Here is a 20,928-nt window from a genome sequence, read left to right on the forward strand (position 1 = left end):
GCCGGCTTCTGATCCCTTGCATCAAAAGACACCCCCCTGTCCTCACTCGATGTCCCAGAAAAATCAAACTGGCCCGGCTTTCGCAACAGGTCTAATCTGGGGTCACCAAAAGCCAGTCTGTGCAGGTTCATCCGTGCGCCTTATAAGACGCTGACCACAAAAGGAACCTGCGCCATGCCCCGCCTATCCCTGCTTGCCACGCTTGCTGCTGCCCTTGCGCTGTCGGCGTGTGCGACCACACCTTTCACCGGACCGGTCGAGGTCACCCGCTTTGTCGCGCCTGACCGGGCGGGCCTCGGGCAAGGGCCCATCGTGATCTATTTCCCGGACGAGATCGCCAATGCGCAGGCCAAAGCGGCGATCACGGCGGCGGTGACGCAAGAATTGCAGGCGCTGGGCTACACCATCGCCGCGCAGGAAGGCCGCGGCGTTCAGGTTGCGGCCATCCGCACCGCCCGCACGCCGATTGCCGCCACCATCGATAATCGCCGGGGGCCGGTGAATGTCGGCGTGGGCGGGGGAACGGGCAGCTTTGGGTCGGGCCTTGGCATGGGCGTCGGCATCAATCTGGGCGGGGGCCGCGAAGGGCCGGCGGTCAACACCGAACTGTCGGTGCGGATCACCAATGATGCCAACGCCGCCCTGTGGGAGGGCCGCGCGCAGCTGGCGACCGGGGTGAAGTCGCCCTATTCGCAAATCGATACCAGCGCGCGCACGCTGGCTTCCGGGTTGTTCCGGGACTTTCCCGGTGGCAATGGCGAGACCGTAACAATCGACGTCAAGAAACTTCAGGGAACCCGATGACCGCTCTTTTTATCGATGCCGGATTCGACAGCGGCAATATCGACGTGCTGGGGATCGACGGCGCCACCGCGCGCCTTGCGATCCGGCGCGACAATGCTTCGGAGTTTTTCCAGTGGTTCCATTTCCGCGTCACCGCGCCCGCGGGCGAAGAGGCGGTGCTCAAGCTGACCGGTCTGAATGCCAGCGCCTATCCCGGCGGCTGGCCCGACTATGACGCCTGCGTCTCGGAAGACCGCGATTACTGGGCGCGTGCGGCAAGCACCTTTGACAAGGACGAGGACGGCGGCACGCTGACCGTGCGTTATGTGCCGGCCGGCGGCGTGTTCTGGGTGGCTTACTTTGCGCCCTATTCGATGGAACGGCACCACGATCTGATTGCCGAAACCGCGGCCTGCGAGGGCGTGGACTACGTCCGGCTGGGCACCACGCTGGACGGGCAACCGATCGATTGCCTCGAACTGGGCGAAGGCGACGTGCAGGTCTGGCTCTATGCCCGCCAGCATCCGGGCGAAACCCAGGCCGAATGGTGGATGGAGGGCGCGATTGAATGCCTGATCGATCCGGCCGATCCGGTCGCGCGCGCACTGCGCAAGGCCTGCCGCATCCACATCGTTCCCAACTGCAACCCGGATGGATCGCGCCGCGGGCATTTGCGCACCAATGCGGTGGGCACCAACCTCAACCGCGAGTGGGCCGATCCCACGCCCGAACGTTCGCCCGAGGTGCTGGCGATCCGCAACCGGATGGACGAAACGGGGGTCGATTTCGCCATCGACGCGCATGCCGACGAAGCCATCCCCGCGGTGTTCATTGCCGGGTTTGACGGCATCCCTTCGTGGACGCAGGCGCAAGGCGATGGCTATGATCGCTACCAGCGCATTCTTGATCGCCGCACGCCCGATTTCCAGACCAAGCTGGGCTATCCCAAGGCCGCACCGGGCCGCGCGAACCTGTCGATGAGCACCAACCAGCTCGCCGAACGCTTCGGCGCGGTCGCGATGACGCTGGAGATGCCGTACAAGGATCTCGCCGACTTCCCCGAGCCTGAACAGGGCTGGTCGCCCGAGCGCTGCAAGCTGTTGGGCCGCGAATGCATGGCCGCGCTGGTCGAGTGGCTTGAGGCCAAATCCGCCTGAGGCGTGAAGCCTAGCCTAAGTGCGAAGGCCCGAAGGCGTGCGGCAGCAGCGCTGACAGCGTGATGCGCCGCACGCCGTCCTTGGCTACGCACAGCACCAGCGGATCGGTGCTGCCCAAGGCCGCGACTTCGTTCAGCACCTGACGGCAGCGCCCGCAGGGGGTGATCGGCTCGGCATCGGCCTTCAGCCCGACCACCGCGACCGCCACCAACCCGCCGCGCCGCCCTTCGCCCAGCGCCTTGGCAACCGCGACCGTCTCAGCGCACAGGGCAAGGCCGTAGCTGGCGTTCTCGACATTGCAGCCGGTGATCACCGCGCCGTCATCAAACAACAGCGCCGCGCCGACGGGGTAATCGGAATAGGGTGCATAGGCCTGCGCCGCCGCCGCAAAGGCTGCGTCAATCAGCGCCTGTTCCTGCGCATCACCCAGCGTCATTTCTGCACCACCACCCATTCCACCGGCTCCTCGCTCGCTTCGGTCACCAGCGCGCTGTTGGCGCTCCATAACAGCCACGGACGGCCCGCATAGTCCGGCCGCGCGCGGTCGCGGGCCAGCCACAGGTCGCGCGCCAGCGTGGTCGCGGTGCTGTGACGCTCCTGAAAGGCGGGCGTCAGCTTGAGAATCACCGACCGGCCGGCATGGGTCTCGATCTGGTTGATGAGCGTCATCAGCTCGCTTTCCACCGCCGCATCGCTGACCTTGGGCGCACACGTGTCAGCCAACCGATCAAGGCCGATGGCGGGCGGCAGCAGGTCGGGATCACGCGGGACCATCTGGGCAAACAATCCGCTTTGCGCATCGGCGCCTGCGCAAGGATCAAAATGCAGCAACACGCCGACCTGCAAGCCCGCCTCCTGCGCGCGGGCAAACCGGTCGGCAAAGCCACCGGGCGCGTCGGTGCCGGAGGCTCCGGCGGCCAGCGGCAAATAGACAAACTGCGCGCCCACCGCCTTCAAGGTTGCAAAGCGCACATCGGCGCCGCTTGCGGGAACCAGCGCGCCTTGTTCGGGGTACATCGCCGGGTCAGGGCGCCAGGCGCGCATGTCCCACCACAGCCAGGCGGCGAAAGCCATGGCGAACAGCACCACCAGCGCCGCCAACCGCAGCAACCAGCGCCTGGGCGCCCGTAGCGCCCTGGCCTTGCCCCCTTTTGCCATGCCTGCCTGCCCTGCCCCTCAGCCCTTGATGTGCAGCACGCAGATCAGCGTGAACAAGCGCCGCGCTGTTGCAAAATCGGTGTCGACCTTGCCGTCCAGCCGCTCCAGCAGCAGTTCGGCCGCGTTGTTGTGAATGCCGCGCCGGGCCATGTCGATCGTCTCGATCTCGGCCGGGGTGGCCTTGCGAATCGCCTGATAATACGAATCGCAGATCGCGAAATACTCGCGGATCGGGCGGCGGAACCGGCCCATGCCGATCAGCAACGTTTCCAGCAGCACGTCGCCGGTATCGCGGATGTCCATCACCAGCCGCCCATCGGTCACCGACAGATGCAGGTGGTACGGCCCCGGCGCCCCGCGTTCGGCCGAGCGCAGCGGCTTGAAGCTGTTTTCCTCGATCAGATCATAAATCGCCACACGGCGTTCCTGTTCGACATCGGCATTGCGCCACAGGATCGTTGCTTCATCCAGCGTGATCTGGGCAATGCGATGCGCACCCGCGGCCCCGGGCGCGGGAGAAACAGGCAGGGAATCGGACGGCGGATGGCCCATAACCCCTGCCTTCGCAGATCGGGGGGCGACACTTCAAGCACTTCGATAGGGTTGGGGACGCGATCTCCCCACTATCCACAGCGACCAAAATAAAAATTGCGCGCCCTTACCCTTGCGCGCAGCCGCCAGTCGCGCGCATCAGGCGGCCATGGCCGAACCCGAAAAAGTCACCCCGATCAAACCGCAAGCTGGCGACAGCGAAGCTGTGGCGCGCAAGCTGCCCTATAATCTTGATGCCGAGGCCGCGTTTCTTGGCGCGGTGCTGATCGACAACCGGGTGATCGAGGAATTGCCGGTGCCGATCCGGCCTGAACATTTCTTCGAAGGCCTGCACGCCCGCATCTATGAGCGGGTGCTGACCCTGATCGAACGCAACGCCACCGCCTCGCCCGTGACGCTGCGCCCGTTTTTCGAGGCGGACGAGGCGCTGAAGGAACTGGGCGGCACATCCTATCTGGCGCAGCTGACCGCCAGCGGCGCCGGCCTGCTGGTTCCGCGCGAACTGGCCCAGCAAATCTATGACCTCGCCTTGCTGCGCGAACTTGTCAGCGTCGGGCGCGGGCTGGTCGAAGGCGCGCTTGATACCTCGGAAGACACCTCGCCGCTGGACCGCATCGCGCAGGCCGAAGCCGATCTGTTCCGCGTGGCTGAAGGCGCGGCGACGGGCCGGGAAGCGGCAACCTTCCGCGAAGCTGCCATGCATGCGATCAAACTGGCCGAAGCGGCGATGAATTCGGGCGGGGGCCTGTCGGGCAAGACCACGGGCCTTGCCACCATCGACCAGAAGACGAGCGGCCTGCACAGTTCCGACCTTATCATTCTGGCCGGACGCCCCGGCATGGGCAAAACCTCGCTCGCCACCAATATCGCCTTCAATTGCGCCGAAAAGCATCTTGAATGGCAGCGCGACGGGGGCGAGTTCAACTATGGCGGGCCGGTGGCCTTCTTCAGTCTGGAAATGAGCGCGGATCAGCTCGCCACCCGTATTCTGGCGGAACAGGCGGAGATTTCATCGGAAGCGCTGCGCAGCGGTAAATTGTCGCGCGAGGATTTCCAGAAGCTGTCCTATGCCAGCCAGCGGCTGGCCGAACTGCCGCTCTATATCGACGATACGCCCGCGCTGACCATCGGCGCCTTGCGCACCCGCGCGCGGCGGATGAAGCGGCGGCATGACATTGGCCTCATCATCGTCGATTACCTCCAGCTGTTGCAGGGATCGGGCCGCGCGAACGACAACCGGGTGAACGAAATCTCGGAAATCAGCCGGGGCCTGAAAACGCTGGCCAAGGAATTGCAGGTGCCGGTGATCGCGCTGTCGCAGCTTAGCCGCGCGGTCGAACAGCGCGAGGACAAGCGCCCGATGCTGTCCGACCTGCGCGAATCCGGCTCGATCGAGCAGGACGCCGACATGGTGTGGTTCATCTTCCGCGGCGATTACTATCACCTGCTGGTCAAGCCCGACACGCCCGATGCCAGCAGCACGCCCGACGTGCAGGAAAAATACCGCGCGTGGGAAGAAAAGTTCGAGGCGATGGTGGGCCGTGCAACGCTGATCGTGGCCAAGCAGCGCCACGGGTCGACTGGCAACGTGCCGCTCCACTTCCAGAGCGACATCACCAAGTTTACCTCGCCCAATTACAAGGACTATTCGGACTACGGTTACGAATAGCGCATCAGGCCGGGTCGGCGGGCGCAGCGTCGGCGGCCTGTTTCAGGAACGCGATCACCTTGGGCCAGCTATCGGCCCGCGCGGCGGCATTGCCGGCGATGCTGCCACCATATTCGCCCAGCCGGTCATAAACGGGGTGTTCGCGCGCAATCGGCGGGCCGAACACGAAATGGCCAGCGTCCTTGTAGGCCAGCACCGTGACCGGCGGGCCGCGGCGCGCCGTGCTGCGGGCGGCGACCTGCCGCGCCATCGGGCAGGCGGGCCACATGGTTTCAGCCTCTCCGCACACCAGCAGCACCTTGGCCCGCGCGCGTTCGACCGGGATCGCGGCGCGCGCGGCGGCGGCCTGATGGGCGGGGTCTTCGACCTTGCGATAGACGCTGATGATGCCTTGCGCCTGATCCCAGTCGCCAAACGGCATGGTTGCCACCTGCTGGCCGCCTGCCGTCCACGAGGCATATTCGGACTGCCCGCCGCTGGCCCAGTTGACCCCGTTCCAGGCAACGCTGGTTGGCATCCCGGCGATGGCGGCGACCAGATCGGGGCGGCGGGCGGCGACCAGCAGCGCGGCCTCTGCCCCCTTGGACGCGCCCATCACCGCAATCCGCGCCGGATCGACGCCGGGCTGCGCTTTCAGCCACGCCAGCCCCTCATCAAACAGTTCCAGCGGCACGCGCTCCAGCGCATCGGATTGCCCCGGCGCACCGAAATAGGCGAGGTGGAAGACGGCAAAGCCTTCCTTCTGCAAGGCCAGCGCCATCACATGCGTGCCGCTGCCCAGCCCGCCTTCCGATCCGCCCAGCAGCAGCACCGCCGGGTGCTGGCCAGTGGCGGAAGCTAAGGCAGAGCCAGCGGCAGGAAAGTAGTTGCCGAACAACCGTCCTTCCGTAATCCGCTGCCCCGTCTTGCCGGGTGCGAGCACTTCGATTTCCGGCAGGCCGTAACGGTCAGGCGCCAGGCCTTTGAACAACGCCGCTGCGCCCAGCAGGCCCGCGATCGCTGCGGCTGCCATCACTCCTTTGGTCCATGTCATCGGCTTGGCTCCCATGTTTCCGATACAGATGCCGCCGGGATCGGGGACGCGGCAGTGCAGGGTGTCAGCGCGGCGGGGTGACAAGCGTCATGGTGCGACTCACAACCACCCGCGATCGCGCGCGATGCGTCCGGCTTCGATCCGGCTGGCGGCATAAAGCTTGGCCGAGGCTTCGGAGAGGTAGTTGCGCACCGTTCCGGGCGACAGATCAAGCTGGCGGGCGATTTCCTTGTTCGACCGCCCCTCGTCCGCCAGCCGCAGCACATCACGCTCCCGTTCAGTCAGGGGGTTGGCGGGCGCGTCCCACGCCAGTTCGGCCAGTTCAGGCGCGATCGCGCGGCCACCGGCGGCCACCTTGCGGATCGCAGCCGCCAGCGCGTCGGACGGCGTGTCCTTCAGCAGGTAGCCGCGCACGCCTGCATCCATCGCGCGGCGCAGATAACCCGCCCGTCCGAAGGTGGTGACAATCAGCACGCGGGCCGCCAGCCCTTCGCGCGCGATGGCTTCGGCCACGTCGAGACCGCTCATTTGCGGCATTTCGATATCGGAGAGGAGAATATCGGGCTTGTGCTCACGCACCGCGTCGAGCGCCGCGGCGCCGTCTCCGACGCGGGCGATGATGTCGATGTCATTCTCCAGCCCCAGCAGCGTCGCCAGCGCGCCCAGCACCAGCGCCTGATCTTCGGCAATCACCAGCCGGATCATGCGAGCGCTCCTTGGGGCAGACGCGCGGTGAGGCGGGTGCCCTGCGCATCGCCATGCACCGCAAGGTCGCCGCCCGCTGCGGTCAGGCGCGATGTCAGCCCGGCGATCCCGCCGCCAGAGCGAACCGCTTTGCCATCACCATCGTCGCTGACCATCAGTTCCAATCCCCCCGGCTGCTGGATCAGCGCGATGCGGCAGGTGCGCGCGCCGGAATGGCGGATCACGTTGGTCACCGCCTCGCGCAGCGCCATGGCCAGCACGGCGCTGGTGCCCGGATCGATAGCCTCGGCATCGCCTTCGATCTCGCAAGCGATCCCGGCGGCGGCGAGCGCGGCCTTCGACCCGGCGATTTCCCGCGCGAGGCTGGCCCCGGTCATCCCGCTGACCGCGGCGCGCACTTCGGCCAGCCCTTCGCGCGCGGCGGCGGCGATGTCGCGCATTTCAGCGGTCGCCTTGTCCGGCGCAGTGGCCGACAGGCGCGCGGCCAGATCGGCTTTCAGCGCTATCAGTGTCAGCGTGCGGCCCAGCAGATCGTGCAGATCGCGCCCGATCCGCTCCCGCTCGGCCGAGGCGGCAAAGTTGCGCACTTCCTCCTGCGCGGCGGCGAGCGCGCGGTTCTTGTCCTGCAAGGCCGCGCGCGAGATATTGCCGATGCCGACCATGATCATCAGGAACACGCCCAAAAGCCAGTAAATCGCCGGCTGGCCGGTCACCCATGCCAAGCCAGCGCTGGCCGCCGCAAAGCCGCCCACCGCAAAGCTCGCGCGCCGGGCCGGGCGCAGTTCGGCGATCATGGCGGCTGCATAGACCGCGATCACCGTCCAGTTGCTGCCCGTAAAGGCGAGCGCGAAGGAGAGCAGCAGACAGGCCACTGCCAGCGCCACCAGCCGCCCGCCCGCCGCGCTCATCGAGGCGAAATACAGGCCGAGGAACACCGCCAGACCAATCCCGGCGGCGATCATCTGCACCGGGCTGGGCAAGCGGATGAACCAGGGGATGAAGAACAGCGGGAGATAGGCCAGCCAGATGGCCGGATGATCGATGGCTTCCCATCGCAGCATCCGGCCTTTGGCCACCTTGGTGTCAGCGCCTGTCATGTCACCCGGCCTGCTGACGCTCACCCGTCCAGGCGAACAGAGCGGCGGCCAGAGTAATCAGCGCGAGCGGGCCAGCATGGAGCCACAGGTTGGCCGCATCCGACTTGCCCACCGCCATCAGCGCGATCTCGCCCAGATGGTAGGACGGCAGCGTCCAGGCCAGAGCCTGCATCGCCTGCGGCAAGACGGCAATCGGCATCCACAATCCCCCCAGCACAGCCATCGCCAGAAACACGATATTGGCCACCGCCACCGCGCCTTTCTGGCCAAGCCGGTAGCCGATGCCAAGCCCGATCAGCGCAAAGGGAATGATCGCCAGCGTGTGCACCGCGATCAGCGCCGCCCAGCGCCCGGCCGGCAGCACCACCCCGCCCGCCAGCCCCAACGCATAGAGCAGCACGAAGGCCACCATGCTGAACACCGTGGTCGCCGCCACCTTGGCGGCGATCTGCGCGCCAGCAGGCATGGGCGAAAGGCGCTTCAGTTCCAGCTGGCCGCTTTCGCGTTCAGCCGCGATATTGGCACCAAAGCCGAACAGCGCCGGGCCCATCACTGCAAACACCCCGAAGGTCGCCAGCGTGCGGGTTGCAACCTCGGCGCTGCCCTGCCCCATCGCCAATGCGAACAGCGCGTAGAATGCGGGCGGCAAGGCAATCGTGGGAATGATGAACTGCGGCATCCGTGCCGATTTGACGATCTCTGCCCAGCTTTCACGGGCATAGACGGCGGGTGCGGGGGCGATCAGAGCGGCGGACATTATGCAGCCTCCTTCATGGTGCGGTTGGCGGTGACAAGATTGGCGAGTGCGTCTTCCAGGCTCGCGCTGGTGACTTCGAAAGCTTCGATCGCTGGGTCGAGCGCGAAGGCCGCTTCCAGCGCGGCGCGCGGGGCGGTGGTCAGGATGGCGAGATCAGCGCCGACCGTCTCCACCTTGACCACGCCGGGCAGCGCCGCAAAGCGCTGCGCGGCAAGACGCGTGCGCAGTTTCAGCACGCTGGCGGCGACCTGCGCCTTGATTGCGGCGGGCGGGCCATCGGCGAGGATGCGGCCATCGGCGATCACCACGATCCGGTCGGCCAGCGCCTCGGCCTCGTCCATGTGGTGCGTGGCGAGCAGCACGGCGGCCCCGGCTTCAGCCTTGGCGCGCACCACCTGCCACATCGCCCGGCGCGCTTCGGGATCGAAGCCGGTGGTCGGCTCGTCCAGAACCAGCAGATCGGGCGACCCGGCAATGGCGAGCGCGAACTGCACCTTGCGCGCCTCCCCGCCGGAGAGACGGTCGCAGCGGCGGTGCGCCAGATCGGTGAGGCCCGCCTGTTCGAGCACATCGCTGGTCGGCAGGCTGCGGGCGAAATAGCCCGCGTGCAGCGCCACCGCTTCGGCCACGGTCAGGGTTTCGGGCAGGCCGCCCGCTTGCAGCATGATCCCCAGCCTTGCCCGGGCCAACGGCGCGCGCGGGTCGAGCCCGAACAGCTGCACCGTGCCCGCATCAGCGGCAATACGGCCCGTCAGCAACCCGGCCACCGTCGATTTGCCTGCGCCGTTGGGGCCGAGCAATGCGGTCACCTGTCCGGCCTCCAGCGCGAAATCGAACCCATCGAGCACGCGGCGGCCCTTATAAGCCTTGGTTACATGGCCCAGCATGGCGACAGGCGGGCAAGCGTTGAGCGGCATGATCGGTCCCTTTCGTTGATAACGAGACCGAAATAGCCTGGCTCCGGGCCAGCAGGCAGTGCGGGGTGTCAGGGGCGGGATATGACGGATGTCACCCCCGGCCTATCAGCCCCCTAACCCGTGCCCGCCTTGCTGATGCGGTAATCAGCCAGGCTCATCCAATAGGCCAGCCGCCAGCGCAGCCGGTTGAACACCGTGCTTTCGCGCGCGTACCATTCCGGCGTGATCGGCATGCTGGCCGCTTCCATATGATCGATCAGTTCGCGCAGCCGCGCCGCAAGCCCGGCATCCTCGATCCGCACCATCAGCTCGACATTGACGCGGAACGACCGCTTGTCGAGATTGGCGCTGCCGACATAGCTGATGTCATCCACCACCAGCAGCTTCATGTGCAGCTTGCAGGGGGTGAATTCAAAGATCTTGACGCCCGCGCGCAGCAGCTTGCCATAGAGCAGCCGGGCCATGTCGATCGCGGCGGAAATATCCGATTTGCCCGGCATGATCATCCGCGCGCTGCCGCGCCGCCCGATCCGCGCGAACAAGCGGCGGAAACTGCGCGGCGGGGAGAAATAGGCCGAGACTGTGTCGAGCCGCTTGGCCCCCACCAGATCGCGGCGCAGCACCCAGGCCCAGTGGCCCTTGCGCACCAGCGGGCCGCCAACCAGCAGCCGCACCGGGCCATCTCCGCCGTCCCATTCCTTCACGATATCGCGCAAGGCCCGCAGCTGGCGGGTGCGCCCCGCTTCCTCATTGGCGACCCAGCGTTGCAGCAGGCCGAACCAGCGGGTGAACTGATCCGCCACCGGCCCTTCGATGATCGCCGACAGATCGCACCAGCCATTATCGGCAGGGATCGCAAAATAATGGTCCGAGACATTGGCCCCGCCAGTCATCACCCGGCGTTCATCGGCGATCACAAACTTCTGATGATTGCGCACCAGATAGCGCTTGCCCCATTTGGGGGAAAAGATCGCAAAATTGCCGCCCGCCTCGGTCAGCGGCGCAAAGAAATCGGCGCCCGCATCATTGCCGAAATCATCGACGATCAGTTCAACCGTAACCCCGCGCCGGGCCGCTTCCACCAGCGCATCGCGCACCATCGTGCCCGAGATGTCGCTATCAAACAGATAGTAGAACACCCTGAGGCTCGCCTCAGCGCTGCCAATCAGATCCACCAACGCGCGCAGCCGGTCTTGTCCGCGGGGATAGAACGTAAATTCGTGTCCCGCCGCTGTAAGGCTGAAGGGTTCCAGATCCGCGTAGTCGCAGGCTGTGTCAGCCGGGTCGGCGGCGGGCGATTCGGCGTGAGGTGTGGCCATGGCAGGATGTGTAGCCTGAAACCGCGGTCAGTTGACAGAGCCGCGCGGTAAAGCGGTTACCCTGTGCGGGAGCCGTAGTTGATCGTCCAGGCTCTTGACCTGATTGCCTACCAGCGGGATAGACAAAGCCATGCTGTCGCAGAAGACCCGCTATGCCATCAGAGCGATGCAGCACCTCGCCGATCATTATCGCGAGGGGCCAATGCAGCTGGCCGCGATTGCCGAAGCCCAGAAAATCCCGGCCAAGTTTCTGACCGTGATCCTGTCGGAACTGACACGCGCAGGGCTGGTCGAATCGCAGCGTGGGCGTGACGGCGGCTATTGGCTGGCGATCCCGCCGGTCGACATCACCTATGGCGATCTCATCCGGCACATGCGCGGATCCTTGGCGCTGGTGCCCTGTGCCAGCCGCTATGCCCATGAAAAGTGCAAGAATTGCCTTGAGGAAGGCGAATGCCGGACCCGCGCGCTGTTGCTGGACGTGCGCGACCGAACCGCGCAAATCCTTGATGGCATTCGGCTTTCCGACCCGATTGAGCCCGTGCCTTCGTTCGGTCAGGACACCGCCTGAACGATCAGCGGCCAGCATCGCGGCGCATAAACCCCACCTTTTGTCGCAATGCAGAAAATCTGTTCGCGAAGCCTATTGTCAAGTAAATCGCTTGAGTTTAATTGCGTCGCTGCGGACAGACCCCGCGCAACGAAAGGCCCATCCATGGACCGCAACGAGAAACTCTCTACCCCCGGCGGCATTCTGCCCGAAGCCCTGGCCGTGGTCAGCGATGCGCTGAGCCGGCTGCGTTACGGCGCGATCCAGCTGACGGTGCATGACGGCAAGGTCATGCAGATCGACGTTACCGAAAGGAAGCGGCTGACCGATTGATCGGCCTGACCCGGCCGGCGCAGCCACGATCCTCTCACATCACCACACCACACCAGGGACCCGCAGACCGGACCACCGGATGCATGATGCCCGCTTGCAAAGGCGAGACCATGTATCCGATTTCCACTCGCAGCGTCTTGCTGCTCAGCGCGGCGCTGGTCGCGGTCCTGCCCGCGCCTGCTGCCGCGCAGGACGCAGCGCCGGCCGAACCTTCCTCCGACGCCGCACAGGAGCCTGCCAGCAATGACATTATGGTCACCGCCCGCCGCCGCTCCGAAAGCGCGCAATCCATTCCGCTCGCCGTGTCGGTGATCGATGCCAAGCAGCTGGATGAAACCGGCTCGTTCAACGTGGCGCGGCTTCAGCAATTGACGCCGACCTTGCAGTTCTATTCGTCCAACCCGCGCAACACCGCCGTCAACATCCGCGGCCTTGGCGCGCCGTTCGGGCTGACCAGCGACGGGTTCGAACAGGGTGTCGGCATCTATATCGACGATGTCTATTATTCGCGCGTGGCCTCGGCGACGTTCGATTTCCTCGATGTCGCCCAGATCGAAGTGCTGCGCGGGCCGCAGGGCACGCTGTACGGCAAGAACACGACCGCGGGCGCGATCAACATCACCACCAATCAGCCGACCTTTGCCTTCGAAGGCCGGACAGAGGTGAGCCTTGGCAATTTCGATTTCCGCCAATCCCGCCTGTCACTGTCCGGCCCGCTGTCCGAAACGGTTGCGGCGCGGGTGGCGGTGTCGGGCACCACACGGCGCGGGACGATTACCAATGTCGTAACCGGACAGAACATCCAGAGCCTCGATAATATCGGCGTGCGCGGGCAGCTGTTGTGGGAGCCGGCGAGCAACCTGAAAATCACTCTGGTGGGTGACTATAACAAGCAGGATGCGGTGTGCTGCGGATCGGTGTTTGTCGGCACCACCGCGACCCAGCGCCCGCTGAACCGGCAATTCGCCGCGCTGGCCGCCGCGCAGAACTATGCACCGCCCAGCACCAACGCGTTCGACCGGCTGAGCGATCTCGATGCTGAACTCCGGGCCGCCAACGTCATTGCGGGCGCGGCGCTGCGGTTGGTGTGGGACATCGGCCCGGGCACCTTCACCTCGGTAACGGCGTGGCGGTATTGGGACTGGATCCCGCGCAATGACCGCGATTTCACGGGCCTGCCGATCGTCATCGCCTCCAACAACCCTTCGCAGCAGAACCAGTACACCCAGGAACTGCGCTACGCCTACACTGGCGACGCCTTCGATTTCGTGGTCGGGGCCTTCGCTTTCGATCAGCGGATCGACACGCAGGGTCTCGAAGCGCACGGTCCGGCCTCCAGCCGCTGGACGATTGCGCCCAATAACCCGCTGTCGAATGATCCCACGGTGCTGAACGGGCTGACCGCGCGCAACACCCAGTTCCTTGAAAGCACCAGCGCCGCGCTGTTCGGGCAATTGAGCTGGAAGGTCACCGATGCCTTCACGATCCAGCCGGGCGTGCGTCTCAACTATGACGAGAAGCGCGGCTTTTACGAGCGCCGGGTCTTCACCGGCACCGGGACCGAGCTGACCGGCACCGAAACCGACGCCCGCAGCCGGGCGCAGCTGGGCGTGTTCCAGCCGCAGCAAAGCGCGCCCGAGGATACCGACTGGAACCTCACCTACGATCTGACACTGAGCTATGAACTGGCGCCCGATGTGCTGGGCTACGGCACCTATGCGCGCAGCTTCAAGACCATCGGGATCAATCAGAACGGCCTGCCCACCGATGCCAATGGCGTGCCGATTGCCGAGGCGGGGACGATCCGGCCCGAAACCGTCGATCACTTCGAAATCGGCCTGAAAAGCCAGTTCTGGGATCGCCGCGCAACGCTCAACCTCGCAGCCTTCCGCACCGACATCCGCGATTATCAGGCAACCGTCACCAATGGCCAGTTCGGCGTGCTGCGCGGCTTCCTCGCCAATGCGGGCAAAGTGCGCTCGCAAGGGGTTGAGGCGGACTTCAGCATCCGCCCCAGCCAGCGGTTCACCGCCTATGTCAGCGGGGCCTATACGGACGCGAAGTATATCCGCTTTGTCGACGCGCCCTGCCCGCCGGAACTGGCTGGCGGCACCACGGCGGCGCCCGGACAAACCCCGTCCGCGCCCGGCACACCCGGCGGGATCAGCCCGGCCAATTGCGACATTTCGGGCCAGCGCCTGCCTGGCGTGTCGGAATGGTCATTTTCCTTCGGCGCAGAAGGCAATCTGCCAGCCAGCGTTTTTGGCAAGGATGGCGAGGCCTATCTGGGTTATGACGGCAGCTACCGGACGGAGTTTTCATCCAATGCCTCACCATCGGCCGCGACGCAGATCGCAGGCTACCACCTGTCGAACTTTCGGGTCGGCTTCCGCGCCGATGACGGCCTCAACCTGTTCGCCTGGGTGCGCAATGCCTTTGACCAGAACTATTTCGAGCAGCTCTTCGTCGGGCCCGGCAATACCGGGCTGATTGCAGGCCTGCCCGGCGATCCGCGCACCTGGGGCGCGACTGCCAGCATTACTTTCTAGATCCTGCCCTGACCCTGCTCCATGCAGAGAGGACCGCCTCATGCCTGATATCATCCCGCTTCTGATCGACATCGCTCCCTTCATCGCGATCGGCATGGCCGCTCAGATGATCGACGGTGCGCTGGGCATGGCCTTCGGGGTCATCACGCAGACCCTGCTGGTGAGCGCGCTGGGCGTGCCGCCGGCAGCGGCTTCAGCCAGTGTCCATCTGGTCGAACTGTTCACCACAGGGGCATCGGGGGCGAGCCATATCTGGCACCGCAATGTCGATTGGGGGCTGTTCCGGCGGCTGGTGCCCTTCGGTGTGCTGGGCGGGGTCAGCGGGGCCTATCTGTTGTCGAATGTCGATGCGTCGGCCGCCCGGCCCTTCGTCATGATCTACCTCACCGGCATCGGCTTTTACCTGCTGTGGCGCGGTATCCGCCTGTCCAAACCGCGGTTTGCAGACCCGCGTTTCACCAGCCCGCTGGCGGCGGTGGGCGGGTTTCTGGATGCAGCGGGCGGCGGCGGGTGGGGGCCGGTGGTGACCTCCAACCTGCTGATCCAGGGCGGCGATCCGCGCAAGATCATCGGGACAGTCAATTCCGCCGAATTCCTGCTGACCCTGTCGATCTCGATCGCCTTCATTGCTTCGATCGGCTTTGCCGCCTTCACCTTCATCACGGTCGGCCTGATTATCGGCGGGGTGATCGCTGCGCCCTTCGGTGCAATCCTTGCCAGCCGCGTGCAACCCCGAACGCTGCTGCTGGCGGTCGCGGTGGTTTTGATCGTCACCAGCGCCTTCAGCATCTACAAAGCGTGGCCGATCATCTGACGCAGGAGCGGGCGTGATGGACACCGAACTGATCCTCATCTGCGCGCTGACGGGGATCATCAACCTCATCGGCGCGCTGGCCTATGCTGCGCGCATAGCGGGGGTGCGAACCGGGCGCATCGCGCTGTCGTTTGCGCTGTTCAACGTGCTGCTGCTGGTTTCCCGCACGTCGAACGGGTTTTTGGGGCCCTTCCTTGCCAAGCGGATCGAAACCGCGCTGGCCAGCGGCGGGGGCGAGGCGCTGCTGCTCGATCTCAGGCTGGTGCTGCTGTCCGCCGCGGCGGCGGTGATGCTGGGGATCGTGCTGGTGCCAACCGGCCAGCGCCTGTTTGCGGCGGCGATCACGCATTTTCAGGCCCATCGCTCCACCACCCGGCTGCTGCTGCGGAGCGTCACCCCGGCAGGCCTTCGCACCATCCGCGAAGCGGTTGCGATTCCGGCCAGCGGCACCCTTCGCGCACTCAAACAGCCGCGCGGCGTGAGCTGGGCCGTGCTCGCCGCCAATGCGATGGCGCAGGGCCTGCTGGCGGTTGGCGTGATCGCCTCACTTTATGCCGGCTACCTCGTACCCGAATTCCGCGTCACCGCCTCGCAGATGACCGCCATCGTCAACGGGTTTGCCACGATCCTGCTGTTTGCCCTGATCGATCCGCAAATCTCGGCGCTGACCGATGATGTGGTCGATGGCAGCGTGAGCGAGGCGACCTTCCGCCGGGCGATGGTGTGGGTATCGCTCAGCCGCCTTGCCGGCACGCTGGCTGCCCAGGTGTTGCTGGTGCCGGCCGCAGTGGTGATCGCCTGGGCGGCAGGGTGGATCTGACCCTCCGGCGCCCATGGCTGCACCGCTGGGCCTGGCCGTTTTCCTTGACTTTGCCCCCCTTGAGGCTTAGCCCGCCCGCTTCCCTTTCCCGAATCCGTCAGAAGGCCGCCCATGGCACGCGTTACCGTTGAAGATTGCGTCGACAAGGTTTCCAACCGGTTCGACCTCGTATTGCTTGCTGCACAGCGCGCCCGTGAGATTTCCGGCGGGAGCGAACTGACGATTGATCGGGACCGTGACAAGAACCCGGTCGTTGCCTTGCGCGAAATCGCGGAAGAAACCATCGGCCCGCGTGCGCTGCACGAATCGCTGGTGACCAGCCTGCAAAAGATCCTCCCCGATGACGAGGACGAGGCCGACGAAATCGGTTCGCTCAGCCAGTCGGCCGAAGCGCTGCGGATCACCGCCTCTGCGCCTGCCCGCACCTCCTCGCTGGGCGGCGATTACGACGGGTAATCCTTTCGTTTCAAATTATTAGCCTGATTTCAGGGGCGGTCCAGACCCGGTTTAGCCGGGTTTAGACCGCCCCTTGATCGTTTTGTCGTGCCACTTGACCGGCCCAGGGCTGGGTTTGACCGGTTCTTGACGCTGCCGTGCAGGTGCTTGCCATGGGCGATGCCCGCGTTATCCCTGTATGTTGTAACGATCCGGTCACAACACGGGGCAGCACAGGGCGCATGGCATCGATCGCGATTTACAGCGTCAAGGGCGGGGTCGGAAAGACCACGCTGGCCGTCAACCTCGCCTGGTGTGCCAGCACATTGTCGCGCCGCAAAACCCTGCTGTGGGATTTGGACGCAGCCAACGGCTCGGGCTTTCTGCTGGGCGTTGATCCCAAAAGAAAACACAGCGCAGACAGTATCTTCGCTGACGGAAGCGATACCGCCAAGGTCATTCAGTCCACCGCCTACCCGGGTCTCGATCTGCTGCCCGCCGACGAAAGCATCCGCACGCTTGACCGGCAGCTTGACCGGCTTGGCAAGAAAAAGCGGATCGCCCGGCTGACCGAGGGGCTGAGCAAGGCCTATGACCGGATTATCTTCGATTGTCCGCCTGTTCTCAATGAGTTGAGCGCCCAGATCATGCGCGCCGCCGATGTCGTGATCGTGCCGCTGCCCCCGTCGCCGCTTTCAGCCCGGGCGCTTGATGTGGTGGTCGAAGAAGTGCGCGGAAGTGGCAAGGGCCATCCTCCGATCCTGCCCGTGCTGACAATGCTCGATCTGCGCCGCAGCCTGCACCGCGAGGCGCGCGATGCCAATCCGACCTGGCCGATCATCCCGCTTGCCAGTGCGGTCGAACAATGCGCGGTGGAACGCCAGCCTGTGGGCGCCTTTGCGCCGCGCTCACCGGCGGCCCGGGCCATTGCCCAACTCTGGACCGCGATCGAGCGCAAGCTTGCGCAGAAATAGCCGGTTTTGCAGGTGCGCCAAATCGGCCTATACCAGAGCCGAATGAAAACACGGGGGCGCGCGGCATGAACGCATTGGGCGAAGGGATCGGCGCAGCGATCGAGGGCGGATTGCTGGCGCGTGCGGTTGAACCGCAGGCGGGCGAGGTGAGTGGCCATTCCCCTACCGGCGCCGTATCCTGCGCCAATTGCCGCGCTACCTATCACGGTCATTTCTGCCCCCAATGCGGCCAAAAGGCGCACATTCACCGCAGTCTTGCGGCCATCGGGCACGATATCATGCACGCCGTGCTGCACCTTGACGGGAAGATGTGGGACACGCTGCCGCTGCTCACCTTCAAACCGGGCGAGTTGACCCGGCGCTATGTCGCCGGGGAACGCGCCAAATTCGTCAGTCCGATGGCGATGTTTCTGTTCACCATCTTTGCAATGTTCGCCGTTTTTCAGATGGTTGGCATCGGCGCGCCGACGGATATTGCGTCCGATCTGTTCGGGTCGGACGATGACACGCCGTTTCAGGCCGATGTGCGCGAGCAGATCAACACCCTGGAAAAAGAACGCGCAGCCCTGCCGGCCACCAGCCCGCGCCGGACGGAAATCGCCAACGAACTCAAAGGCCTCAACTTCGTTCTCGCCAAGGCCGCCAGCCGGTCCGGCGGATCGAACAAGGTCGTCAACGTGAACACCGGGATCGATTGGGTCGACAAGAAGCTGATCGCCAAGTGGCAGAAGAACCCGGGCCTGATGATCTACAAGTTACAGGCCAATGGCTATAAATTCAGTTGGTTGCTGATCCCCTTGTCGGTGCCGTTCTTGTGGCTGATGTTCGCCTGGCGGCGGCAGTACAAGGCCTATGACCACGCGGTGTTCGTGACCTATTCGCTCAGTTTCATGTCGATGCTGTTCATCGTGATGTCGATCCTCAGCACCATCCCGGGCGGTGGAGGGTGGGCGGTACTGCTGTTCCTGATCGCTTCGCCGCTGCACCTCTACAAGCAGTTGCGCTATGCCTATGGTCTGAGCCGCTTTTCGGCGTTCTGGCGGTTTGGCATGCTGCTGATATCGAGCCAGATCGTGCTGATGCTGTTTGTGCTTATCCTGGGTGTGCTGGGCGCGTTTTGAGCCCGCAGGTGCGGCGCATAAGCCCGTAATGACACCCGGGGTTCAGGTGGAGCAAGCAGTGGCGATGCGCGATTACGCATAGGTGGCCTGGACACACGAAAAGGGCGCCGGAATTGCTCCCGGCGCCCTGTGTGATGCTGCAATAAGTGTCAGGCTCCTTGCGGCGCTCCATCGCCGCCCGCTTCCTTCGGGCCGAAGCGCTTGCCGGCCTTGGGAATGGCAGACCCACGCACCTGCACAGCAACGCTCGGTCCACGCGGCGCATCCGGGCGGTCGATCCGGCCGTTTTCAAGCAGCGCGTTGATCTCATCACCGGTCAGCGTTTCATATTCGAGCAGGGCCTGTGCCAGCAGGTGGAGCTGATCCTCGTTGGTCTTGAGGATATCCGTCGCCCGCTTGTGCGCCCCTTCGACCAGACCCTTGATCTCGTTATCGATCAATTCGTTGGTCTGGCCCGAACGGAAGGTCCGCTGCGAGGCGCCCATGCCGAGATAGCCTTCGGACTGCTCTTCATACTGGAGCGGGCCGAGCTTGTCCGACATGCCCCACTGCGTCACCATGCTGCGCGCCAGATTGGTCGCGTACTGGATGTCGGAAGACGCGCCGGAGCTGACCTTGTCATGGCCGAAGATGATTTCTTCCGCCACGCGGCCGCCCATGCTGACCGACAGGTTCGCGTGCATCTTGTCACGGTGGTAGGAATAGCTGTCCCGTTCCGGCAAACGCATCACCATGCCCAGCGCGCGGCCGCGCGGGATGATGGTGGCCTTGTGGATCGGATCAGACGCCTTTTCGTGGACCGAGACAATCGCATGGCCGGCTTCGTGATAAGCGGTCATCTTCTTTTCGTCGTCGGTCATCACCATGCTGCGACGCTCGGCGCCCATCATGACCTTGTCCTTGGCGTCCTCGAACTCCTGCATCGCCACCAGCCGCTTGTTACGGCGCGCGGCCAACAGGGCGGCCTCGTTGACGAGGTTGGCGAGATCGGCGCCCGAGAAGCCCGGGGTGCCGCGCGCAATCACACGCGAGTTGACGTCAGGGGCCAGCGGCACCTTCTTCATGTGCACAGCAAGGATCTTCTCACGCCCGTCAATATCGGGGATCGGCACGACCACCTGACGGTCAAACCGGCCCGGACGCAGCAGGGCGGGATCGAGCACGTCGGGACGGTTGGTCGCCGCGATGATGATGATGCCTTCGTTGGCTTCGAACCCGTCCATTTCGACCAGCAGCTGGTTCAGCGTCTGTTCGCGCTCGTCATTCGAATTGCCAAGGCCGTTACCGCGCGAACGGCCCACAGCGTCGATTTCGTCGATGAAGACGATGCACGGCGCGTTCTTCTTGGCCTGTTCGAACATGTCGCGCACACGGCTGGCGCCGACGCCCACGAACATTTCGACAAAGTCCGAACCCGAAATGGTGAAGAACGGCACGCCGGCTTCGCCTGCAATGGCGCGGGCGAGCAGCGTCTTGCCGGTACCGGGCGAGCCGACCAGCAGCGCGCCCTTGGGGATCTGACCGCCGAGCTTGGAGAAGCGCTGTGGATCGCGCAGGAATTCGACGATTTCCTGCAATTCTTCGCGCGCTTCGTCGATGCCCGCGACATCGTCGAAGGTCACCTTGCCCGACCGTTCGGTCAGCAGCTTGGCCTTGGACTTGCCAAAGCCCATTGCTCCGCCGCCGCCGCCCTTCTGCATCTGGCGCAGCGCGAAGAAGGCGATCCCGAGGATCAGGATAAAGGGCAGTGAATTGAGCAAGATGAACAGCAGGACATTCTGCCCTTCGCGCGCCTTGCCGGTAAAGCGCACGCCGTTGTCTTCCATCAGCTTGGTGATTTCGACATCATTGGGCACCGGAACAGTGCTGAAGGCCTCGCCGTTCTTGAGCGTGCCGGTGATCATGTCCGTGCCCATCTGCACGTCCTGCACTTCGCCTTCGGCGACAGCAGCACGGAAATCAGAATAGCGGATCGCAGCGCCGCCGGACTGGCCGGCATTGCTGAACATGGTCACCACCAGCAGCAAGGCAAGAAAGATCCCGCCCCAGATCATCAGCTGCTTGACCCAGGGGTTAGGGCCTTCGCCTTGCGGCTGGGGATCGTTTTGCTGACTCATTACAGGGGATTCCTTTCGTCAGGTCACAATGTAGGACGGCTGCGGCGAATGGCAAGATAATGCGCCCC

General features: G+C 64.8%; 21 protein-coding genes. 11 read left to right on the forward strand and 10 right to left on the reverse strand.

From position 1 onward, the window contains the following. The first annotated feature begins 174 nt into the window (after positions 1 to 174). Entirely contained in the window at positions 175 to 804 is a 630-nt protein-coding gene (locus C0V72_RS11270) for a hypothetical protein (protein WP_101794240.1), read from the forward strand. Continuing rightward, positions 801 to 1,940, forward strand: a complete 1,140-nt coding sequence (locus tag C0V72_RS11275) for a M14 family metallopeptidase (protein WP_101794241.1) — start codon at positions 801 to 803, stop codon at positions 1,938 to 1,940. The genes C0V72_RS11270 and C0V72_RS11275 overlap by 4 nt, the downstream gene beginning before the upstream one ends. A 10-nt stretch (positions 1,941 to 1,950) precedes the next feature. On the opposite strand, the gene C0V72_RS11280 is transcribed toward C0V72_RS11275, so the two are convergent. From C0V72_RS11280 to C0V72_RS11290, 3 genes are all read right to left on the reverse strand, one after another. Next, positions 1,951 to 2,394 carry a cytidine deaminase gene (locus C0V72_RS11280; RefSeq protein ID WP_233999909.1) on the reverse strand — a complete coding sequence of 148 codons (444 nt, stop codon included), beginning with the start codon at positions 2,392 to 2,394 and terminating at the stop codon, positions 1,951 to 1,953. After that, complete coding sequence (locus tag C0V72_RS11285; RefSeq protein WP_233999910.1) at positions 2,373 to 3,050, reverse strand: glycoside hydrolase family 25 protein; 678 nt, start codon at positions 3,048 to 3,050, stop codon at positions 2,373 to 2,375. The genes C0V72_RS11280 and C0V72_RS11285 overlap by 22 nt, the downstream gene beginning before the upstream one ends. 66 nt (positions 3,051 to 3,116) lie before the next feature. After that, positions 3,117 to 3,650: a UPF0262 family protein gene (locus C0V72_RS11290; protein ID WP_233999911.1), complete on the reverse strand. Its 534-nt coding sequence runs from the start codon at positions 3,648 to 3,650 to the stop codon at positions 3,117 to 3,119. Between the two features lie 148 nt (positions 3,651 to 3,798). On the opposite strand from C0V72_RS11290, the gene C0V72_RS11295 reads away from it, so the two are divergent. Then, the gene (locus C0V72_RS11295) at positions 3,799 to 5,319 is read left to right on the forward strand and encodes a replicative DNA helicase (protein WP_172439003.1); all 1,521 of its coding nucleotides are present in this window, start codon (positions 3,799 to 3,801) and stop codon (positions 5,317 to 5,319) included. 4 nt (positions 5,320 to 5,323) lie between these two features. On the opposite strand, the gene C0V72_RS11300 is transcribed toward C0V72_RS11295, so the two are convergent. The 6 genes from C0V72_RS11300 to C0V72_RS11325 form a co-directional block, all read right to left on the reverse strand. Beyond that, positions 5,324 to 6,352, reverse strand: a complete 1,029-nt coding sequence (locus tag C0V72_RS11300) for an acyl-CoA thioester hydrolase/BAAT C-terminal domain-containing protein (protein WP_172439004.1) — start codon at positions 6,350 to 6,352, stop codon at positions 5,324 to 5,326. Between the two features lie 99 nt (positions 6,353 to 6,451). Further along, a complete protein-coding gene (locus C0V72_RS11305; protein ID WP_101794245.1) occupies positions 6,452 to 7,057 on the reverse strand; it encodes a response regulator transcription factor in 606 nt (201 codons plus the stop codon). Continuing rightward, the gene (locus C0V72_RS11310) at positions 7,054 to 8,154 is read right to left on the reverse strand and encodes a sensor histidine kinase (protein ID WP_101794246.1); all 1,101 of its coding nucleotides are present in this window, start codon (positions 8,152 to 8,154) and stop codon (positions 7,054 to 7,056) included. Before C0V72_RS11310 ends, C0V72_RS11305 begins: the two co-directional genes overlap by 4 nt. A 1-nt stretch (position 8,155) precedes the next feature. Next, on the reverse strand, positions 8,156 to 8,911 hold the full coding sequence (locus C0V72_RS11315) for an ABC transporter permease (RefSeq protein ID WP_101794247.1): 756 nt from the start codon (positions 8,909 to 8,911) through the stop codon (positions 8,156 to 8,158). After that, positions 8,911 to 9,828, reverse strand: a complete 918-nt coding sequence (locus C0V72_RS11320) for an ABC transporter ATP-binding protein (RefSeq protein WP_101794248.1) — start codon at positions 9,826 to 9,828, stop codon at positions 8,911 to 8,913. The genes C0V72_RS11315 and C0V72_RS11320 overlap by 1 nt, the downstream gene beginning before the upstream one ends. A gap of 113 nt (positions 9,829 to 9,941) precedes the next feature. Next, on the reverse strand, positions 9,942 to 11,147 hold the full coding sequence (locus C0V72_RS11325; RefSeq protein WP_101794249.1) for a phospholipase D-like domain-containing protein: 1,206 nt from the start codon (positions 11,145 to 11,147) through the stop codon (positions 9,942 to 9,944). Between the two features lie 130 nt (positions 11,148 to 11,277). On the opposite strand from C0V72_RS11325, the gene C0V72_RS11330 reads away from it, so the two are divergent. The 8 genes from C0V72_RS11330 to C0V72_RS11365 all read left to right on the forward strand — a co-directional run bounded on the left by C0V72_RS11330 (position 11,278) and on the right by C0V72_RS11365 (position 18,743). Further along, positions 11,278 to 11,718, forward strand: a complete 441-nt coding sequence (locus C0V72_RS11330) for an RrF2 family transcriptional regulator (protein ID WP_101794250.1) — start codon at positions 11,278 to 11,280, stop codon at positions 11,716 to 11,718. Between the two features lie 144 nt (positions 11,719 to 11,862). After that, positions 11,863 to 12,030: a YezD family protein gene (locus C0V72_RS11335; RefSeq protein ID WP_101794251.1), complete on the forward strand. Its 168-nt coding sequence runs from the start codon at positions 11,863 to 11,865 to the stop codon at positions 12,028 to 12,030. A 110-nt stretch (positions 12,031 to 12,140) separates the two neighbouring features. Next, entirely contained in the window at positions 12,141 to 14,579 is a 2,439-nt protein-coding gene (locus C0V72_RS11340; protein WP_101794252.1) for a TonB-dependent receptor, read from the forward strand. A 40-nt stretch (positions 14,580 to 14,619) separates the two neighbouring features. Then, entirely contained in the window at positions 14,620 to 15,393 is a 774-nt protein-coding gene (locus tag C0V72_RS11345) for a sulfite exporter TauE/SafE family protein (protein ID WP_101794253.1), read from the forward strand. Between the two features lie 16 nt (positions 15,394 to 15,409). Then, a complete protein-coding gene (locus tag C0V72_RS11350; RefSeq protein WP_101794254.1) occupies positions 15,410 to 16,213 on the forward strand; it encodes a lipid II flippase family protein in 804 nt (267 codons plus the stop codon). A 111-nt stretch (positions 16,214 to 16,324) separates the two neighbouring features. Continuing rightward, on the forward strand, positions 16,325 to 16,669 hold the full coding sequence (gene rpoZ / locus C0V72_RS11355) for a DNA-directed RNA polymerase subunit omega (RefSeq protein WP_101794255.1): 345 nt from the start codon (positions 16,325 to 16,327) through the stop codon (positions 16,667 to 16,669). Positions 16,670 to 16,890: 221 nt separating this feature from the next. Further along, positions 16,891 to 17,622 carry a ParA family protein gene (locus C0V72_RS11360; protein WP_101794284.1) on the forward strand — a complete coding sequence of 244 codons (732 nt, stop codon included), beginning with the start codon at positions 16,891 to 16,893 and terminating at the stop codon, positions 17,620 to 17,622. A gap of 65 nt (positions 17,623 to 17,687) precedes the next feature. Then, entirely contained in the window at positions 17,688 to 18,743 is a 1,056-nt protein-coding gene (locus tag C0V72_RS11365) for a DUF3667 domain-containing protein (protein WP_101794256.1), read from the forward strand. A 149-nt stretch (positions 18,744 to 18,892) separates the two neighbouring features. On the opposite strand, the gene ftsH is transcribed toward C0V72_RS11365, so the two are convergent. After that, positions 18,893 to 20,860: an ATP-dependent zinc metalloprotease FtsH gene (gene ftsH / locus C0V72_RS11370; protein WP_101794257.1), complete on the reverse strand. Its 1,968-nt coding sequence runs from the start codon at positions 20,858 to 20,860 to the stop codon at positions 18,893 to 18,895. Between the last annotated feature and the right edge of the window lie 68 nt (positions 20,861 to 20,928).

The sequence above is a fragment of the Porphyrobacter sp. TH134 genome (assembly GCF_002855495.1).
Taxonomy (GTDB): Bacteria; Pseudomonadota; Alphaproteobacteria; order Sphingomonadales; family Sphingomonadaceae; genus Erythrobacter.